The 6,540-nt window shown below is 48.0% G+C and carries 7 protein-coding genes; all 7 read right to left on the bottom strand.

Annotated features, from left to right (window positions below; all coding sequences use genetic code 11):
• Positions 1 to 382, bottom strand: a 382-nt coding sequence (locus Q7U10_02295; protein MDO8281450.1) for a GNAT family N-acetyltransferase, incomplete at its 3' end; no start/stop codon positions are given.
• A gap of 17 nt (positions 383 to 399) precedes the next feature.
• On the bottom strand, positions 400 to 1,149 hold the full coding sequence (locus Q7U10_02290) for a FecR domain-containing protein (GenBank protein ID MDO8281449.1): 750 nt from the start codon (positions 1,147 to 1,149) through the stop codon (positions 400 to 402).
• Positions 1,150 to 1,728: 579 nt separating this feature from the next.
• On the bottom strand, positions 1,729 to 3,060 hold the full coding sequence (locus Q7U10_02285; protein ID MDO8281448.1) for a hypothetical protein: 1,332 nt from the start codon (positions 3,058 to 3,060) through the stop codon (positions 1,729 to 1,731).
• A 78-nt stretch (positions 3,061 to 3,138) separates the two neighbouring features.
• On the bottom strand, positions 3,139 to 3,846 hold the full coding sequence (locus tag Q7U10_02280; protein ID MDO8281447.1) for a hypothetical protein: 708 nt from the start codon (positions 3,844 to 3,846) through the stop codon (positions 3,139 to 3,141).
• Positions 3,847 to 4,083: 237 nt separating this feature from the next.
• Positions 4,084 to 5,223, bottom strand: coding sequence for a DUF6236 family protein (locus Q7U10_02275; GenBank protein MDO8281446.1), 1,140 nt, complete (start codon positions 5,221 to 5,223; stop codon positions 4,084 to 4,086).
• Between the two features lie 86 nt (positions 5,224 to 5,309).
• Complete coding sequence (locus tag Q7U10_02270; GenBank protein MDO8281445.1) at positions 5,310 to 5,885, bottom strand: hypothetical protein; 576 nt, start codon at positions 5,883 to 5,885, stop codon at positions 5,310 to 5,312.
• 234 nt (positions 5,886 to 6,119) lie between these two features.
• A partial coding sequence (locus tag Q7U10_02265; GenBank protein MDO8281444.1) for an ABC transporter ATP-binding protein occupies positions 6,120 to 6,540 on the bottom strand: 421 nt, incomplete at its 5' end.

Below are 6,540 nucleotides of genomic sequence, written 5' to 3'. Positions count from 1 at the left end.
GGTTGGACTGGTAGACGTAAAGCTCAATAGATTCGAACCCATAGCGTTTTGAGTCCTCAATGGCAATCAACATCAGTTCATGGCCAATCCCTTTGCCTCTATGAAGTGAATCAATCTGAATTCCTAAATGTCCTCGCTTCTCTGCGCCATCGAAAGTTTCTCCACACATCGTTCCCGGAAATACCTCTACAGCCCCAATGATCTTGCTGCCATCAGTGGCAACGAAATTTGGTATTTTTTCTTTCACCACCGTCTCGATAACACGCAGAACTTTCGCTTCTGGCGGAGGCCCTTTAGCGAGAAAGGCTCCCTCCGAATACACTCGGTCCCAGAGTGCTAGAGAATCAGGAACATCGGATATTTGAATTCTGCGAATTTCCACGCTCGATCCTTATGGAACTAGAAGATTTCGCATGTTGGCTCCTTAATGCTGTTTGGCATAATCGCCACTCCGATGGGAGGTTGGCTTTTCTCGAACCTTGAGAACGAAAAGCTTTCCCCAACTCCCAATGCCACGGACCCCAGGCTGTTTTGTACCTCTATGCTCCCCGAATATACACCGGAAGCTATCCAGCCTTGAGACTCCTCAACCACCTCAAATTCAGTCTCCGACGCAGTAATCAGAACGTGGGTGTCGCCCGTACTGATATTCAATCGATATTTCTCTGGATCAGTCATCCCTGTGATGGTCCTCATGCGCCCTCTGAGCAGATGCAATTCAGCGCCATCCGTTTGGTATCGCTGAATTTTCAACGAAGAATTGCAGTCGAGTAATAGTATCGCGCCATCCGAGAAACGGACATGGATGACGCCATTCTGGTCCGTTTCCAAGGCGTCGGCCTCTGAAACTTCTGAGCGGCGTAGAGCTTGATTTCTTTGGCCGTCTGGTCGAACTATTTCCGCGCGGCCCCGCGCAGAAGTCACCCTGCCTACAACTTGCGTTATGTCCTGTGCAGAAGTAGGTAAGGCCAATAATAATGCGCATATTAGAATCAGTTTTTTCACGGCACTACCCGGATAGTAATGAGCTAGGAAATTCAAGAAACATGACGCCCTTCGTAAGCGGCGCCTGCGTAGCAGGTGTCCGGCGACCGAAGGGAGTGTACTTGATGTAATGGCTATGGTCTCGATCTTGCCCAGAAGGACCATACAGACTAGTCGCACACCGGTTCTACAATCGCCCCTGTAGGTGTAATCGCCAGCCAGTGATGGTCGTCGCCTCTTATAGTTCGGGCCTCTGGAGGGAACCCGATATATTTAACAAACATAACCAACATCGGATGGTCGTGACCGTGAGGTCTTACACCAATAAGTCTAAAGGCCTGCGCTGAGACATTCTGCAGATTGTTACGCTCTCCCTGGTACCGAGCAATCGCAGCGGCTGTCTGAATATCGACTGGGGGGTTGCTGGGTTTGATCCCATTCATAGAGAGGTTCCTGTTCGAATATATATGTGCAGCCCATCGACGACCCATCTTCCCAGTGAGTCACTTCACCTTCTCGAGGTTGAGCCAACGCGATAGAGGTCCAAAAAGCCGCGATTGAAAAAACCAGGATTTTGCTTATGTTTAGAAGCATATTTTCAATCTCCACAGCTTTAGTAACCGGCATCAACCCGCTCCTTTTTGCCACAGTCGAATCCCCAGTGCGATCAGCCACGTTCATTTCGAGACTCATTAAGGTGAGAGCGCTTGCACACAACGTAGAAGTAACTGGCGCTGCGCGGCCTTATTGCGCAGCGTCCGATTGACTACCGGGTTGGGCGCCATGCGCACTCGTGGCCTCTTCGCACTGCCGTAGTAGTTTGATCTTTTCAGCCATTGGCAGATCGCGGAAATCAGGGACATTGGCCCCGATAATCTTCGCGGGACCGTTGCTCGTGATTATGTAACCACCTTCGCCATCCACTTCGAGTAACTGGAAGGAGCTGCCACATGAACCGCAAAAAAGCTCCGATGTGTCATGCGGTGGCCCCCAAGTCTTTGTGTCCCCACACATGCACGTAAGCGGAATTGAAGTTGCTGAACCAATCAACCCGGTTTTGACAAAGAAAAAGTATTTCGAGTTACGGCTTACAATCGCCTCGGAGAGCATCTTGGCGGCTAGTTGCAATGAGGTAGACAATTTCTCTGCTTGGGGCTTCAGCATAAGCTTTTCCAAGCATTTGACGAGACTCGGAATGTATGTGGAAACCAACGCCTTGCACGCAGTTTCGAGTACCTCGTACTTCAACTCACTGAAATTTTCCGTGCTCGGTAGATATGGGCCTTCGTCGTCACCAAAAATTACTTCTGCGCCTGACGATGAGGTGAAGAAGGTAGATATATAGCCGATGTGCGTGAACTCGGAGGAGAACTTGAATATGTTCTTCAAGTCATCGGGTAAGTCCGGGTCTGATGGCACGCCAAGCACTGAAAAGAGAAAGTCAACCTTCTGCGCGAAGGTGGTGTGATTGCATTCGGTGATATGAGACTTCGTCCAGTCTTTGAATTTTATGGTACCAAACTCGTTCAGCGCGCTTTCCACTTCTGGGTTGAATAATGCGTGTGCCAAGGATTTAGTCGCGTACTTGCTAAAGCTGTTAAGCGAGATGAGAACGTGATAATTGAACGACTTTGGATTGAGCATATATAGCTGATAAGAGTCAGAGACGATGCTATCTATGTACTGCCGAGTCGCAGTAACGAGATTGTTGTAGTCATCGAAGCCCCTCGAAAGCGCCGACACACTTTCTATTGTGATGTACTCTCGGTTATCCGGTGTCGTAAACGCTGCGAGCTTCTCAAAAACAGAAAAACTGTTCAGTTGAAGTCGACTGACTATTGGGATAAACGAGTTAAAATCCGTGCCGGATTTGAACTGTGGTGTTAGAAGGGAATCGTTCTTGAGGGCGGATTCGATCTCTCCATGCATGAGCCGCAACGTGCTGATGGCATTTGAGAAGGCTTTGTTTAAGAACGCTATGTTGCTGCAAAGAACCCGATAGTTACTGAGAGCTGCGGAGCTTTTACGCTCAGTTAGGTTCGACGAAATTTTCTTCAGAACATCAATCTCGTTCATGGTGGTTCCTATGGCCCCTAACGCTCGATTCAGGTGCGCGGCTTATCCTCGTCACTCTGTAAGCGGTGGTTAGAAATACTATTGAGGTAATTCAGATTGCATTTCAGTAGAAACCGGTTCTAGGATATTTTCACTCGAATCGTAGGTAATGAATATAATCCATGCGATAAGCAGGGCTGCTAGCATTAGAAGAGCCTTAACCTCCTTCCAAAGCAGGGGAATAATAGAAAATCTCGGGTGCGAAAACAGGTATTCAACAATGGATGCTCGACCACGATCTTGGAATACTTCAATTTTCCTTGCAACAATCCCTTGCCAGATTCGGTACTTTCTAAGTTCTCCTGGACGTAGGTACGTAGGGACCTGATCCGGTGCAAGCTCAACCCACTGACCGTTTCGCTCCATCTCAATTACAATCGCCCCTTCTGCACGAATCTCAAGATTCTTTGCTTCCTCATGTCCTGCGTTACGCAGTTCAAGTTCTGAGCAAGTACCGAAATTTAAGCCGCGCAGCTTGAATCTATCTAGTTCGACTATCACTTTGTTAATGGCTTTTGAGACCTGTTCGCGATCTTCAGGATAATCTCGTTTCGTAGAAACTTCCTTAAGCAGATAGCCAACGCTATGCATTTCGTAGAGAGATTCACTTAACTGTGTTGGTACAGCAAATGGGTATCTCCGAATCGTTCCAACAAGATGTATCTTTGATGCTTGCCATTTATTGAAACCAAGAATTGCAAGCACGACAGTGGCGGTAGATCCCACCCCAACCCAAAATCCTTCCACGTAAATTCCCTCCTAGTCTGACGCTCGTGTTACTGGTGTTTCGTTGATTCAAGGATTAGTCATTCATAATAATGGTGCTATAGAATGCGAAATAGAGATCGGCGGATTCGCATAGTTCACGAAACAACCCAGTTTCAGCCCGATGCTCAACGGTCCTTTATGCGCTATAACGCCCGTGCTCACGCGCAATTTTGGAGCTGCAACGCAGCGGAGAAATTGTCGCCGTGCAGCCGATTATTATACGACTTTTGCAAAATTTCTCTCCGCACTCATTAAGTAGGCAAATGGGGAGCTTCTTGTTTCAATGCGTTTATCAATATTGTGAAGAACCCCCATGGCGGTAAGTGAAATTCCCGCGCCAGCCAATAATGCCATTGGCGTTGATAAGCCCGCAACAGCAAGAGCTGAATATGAGCTAGCTGACACTACCGATATTTTCATTAAACCTTCCGCTTTCCATTTGATATTCCTTCCGCTCAGTGCTGCTTTCAGATTGTTAATTGAAGGTTCTACTTGATTCTTGTAAATCGAAGCTACTTTCTCCTGCAGCGCCTCCACGGGTAGATCTTCGTCAATCCCACTGCAAAGTGCGGAGATTTTCTGGTGGAAAAGTCCAAGCTCATCTGAATGATGCCTCTTGAAGCTGAGAATATCGTCTATAGAGCTGTCTTCCGTTATACATATTTTAGTAAGAGATAAATTCGCAAGAAGCCCTTCTGCTACAACCGGAGGACGTACATCTCTTTGCCCAAACGCTTCATATTCTCGCCAGCGCCTTCTCATGTGATGCCAATCACCGTCAACCACATTAGATATCTTTCGACCTAGTTGGGCATCTAGGTGAACGGCAACAGCTAAATCATTCGCCATTGAATCGCTAGTTACAAGAGACGCTCCCGTTCTCTCTGAAAGCTGGGATGCAAGTAGCGTCATGTAAAAATTGGCAAAACCATCATCCACTCTAAGCCAACCTCTTTCATCTACATCTCCGAAAACATTCCTCAGCTCATTCCTAATGTGCTGCGGAAATTTTTCAGGATGTATATGGGCGAGTTCTTCAAGCCTATACGGTAATTTTTCCGAGTGTATGACAGCCCCCCTGTTGCCGTTACTTGCAATTATCCTCGCCCCTTCATTCGTTGATAGATATGTAAGAACTTGCTCAGAAAGCTTATTGATTTCCTCCATTTCCGAGTTCACGCGTATCGGAGTCAATATTCCCATATCATAAAGCGCAGCTGTTGAGTTGCTTTGGTAGGGAGATTCGATTGATTCAGGGACAATTGTTCGCAATTCATCCCAATAGAGCAAGGAGGTCTTAAGCCACTGATCGTCGTGAATATCTATGTGGGGGTAAAATAGAGCTTGGTTCGGCACTTACATCTCCTTGTGGACGGGTTCCGTATAACGCCCTTGTTCTGGCGCCAAGGTGGATTGGCGCCTTGGTCGCTCAGTACAGATTGTTATGCGCTTTCGAGCAATGTGCTTTCATGCATCCACTTCCTTCTTACCGGCGGAATAAGTAAGACTGTTGCCATGTAGCAAGAAGCAACAATCACAGGGATCACGAGCTCCCGGCTGGCTGGGAACATGAACCAGAAAAAGCTCGCTAACAACACCCTGACAGCTGCGTGGACTCCAAATATTCTTGTACCAAACGCCCATGACATTACGTAAAAATCTATACAGTACGCAATTGCCATTATGAGAAGCATTGCTTCAGGAAAATAGATAAAGGACGCAATCACGAGCGGAAAGCTCAGTGCAGTAGCGCTCATGTGAGTATACCCAACCAGATCGGCAAGCCTATTACCCTTTGTAAACGGATCGGCACCAACGATTTTGGAAGCAAGTACGGCTGTGGGGAATATTAAAAAAGTTCCTGCGAGCCAAAATACTTTCGATTGTTCTAGGGGATACATCTGGCCTGTTACTAGCACGAACGTCCAAAAGATGAAGCCGGCAATGAAAAAGCCAATATTCCAGAAGCTTCGAATAGCCAAGTCCTTTCGTACCTCACGTAGATCCAAAATTTCCATCTATTGCTTCTCGATAAAGAGGTGAAACTGGGGGTTGCGCCGCATAACATTGTACTAGTGCTCGCGCGCAACTTCTCATTGATTTGGCGGGAGTCTAGCTCGGATCTTTATTAAAAGACAATACTTTGGAATGGGATGACCGGAAACGTGTCTGAGGCGCAGTGGGTGTTTTGTTGTGCAGGGGTTGATCGCTTGCAGGCAAGCTCCCACAAGCGATCGCAAACGAGGTAGCTGCTACTTCTCCAGCAGCTGCTCCCACCGTGCATACATGGTTTCGAGTTGGTTCTGGAACTTGGCCAGCTCGGCCAGCTTCGCATCGATCTTCTTCTGTTCTTGTGCGAAGAATCCTTCGCCCGCAATCACCAGTTCCAGATCTGCGACTTTCTGTTCCAGTTTCTCGATGTCTTTGGGCAGCAGGTCCAGCTCGCGCTTTTCGTTGCTGGTGAGGCTGCTCACCTTGGCTTTCTCGACAGGCTTGCTGACAGCAACCGGCGCCGCAGCCGCTTTGGCTTCCGCCTTGGCTTCCTTCCCCTGGTCCGCGAACGACACCAGTTTGCCGCCCTGATTCACCCAGTCCTGATAGCCGCCGACGTATTCCTTCACCACGCCATTGCCTTCGAAGACGATGCTGCTGGTGACGACGTTGTCGAGGAAG

It is taken from the genome of Thermodesulfovibrionia bacterium, from assembly GCA_030646035.1.
Lineage (GTDB): Bacteria > Nitrospirota > Thermodesulfovibrionia > UBA6902 > UBA6902 > JACQZG01.
The sequence above is the reverse complement of the archived record's forward strand: the minus strand, read 5'-3'. Positions and strand labels throughout refer to the sequence as shown.

Bases quoted from the DNA above. Each gene is read 5' to 3' on its own strand.
- Q7U10_02290 (MDO8281449.1), bottom strand. From the start codon at position 1,149: ATGGTCCTTCTGGGCAAGATCGAGACCATAGCCATTACATCAAGTACA.
- Q7U10_02285 (MDO8281448.1), bottom strand. From the start codon at position 3,060: ATGAACGAGATTGATGTTCTGAAGAAAATTTCGTCGAACCTAACTGAG.
- Q7U10_02270 (MDO8281445.1), bottom strand. From the start codon at position 5,885: ATGGAAATTTTGGATCTACGTGAGGTACGAAAGGACTTGGCTATTCGA.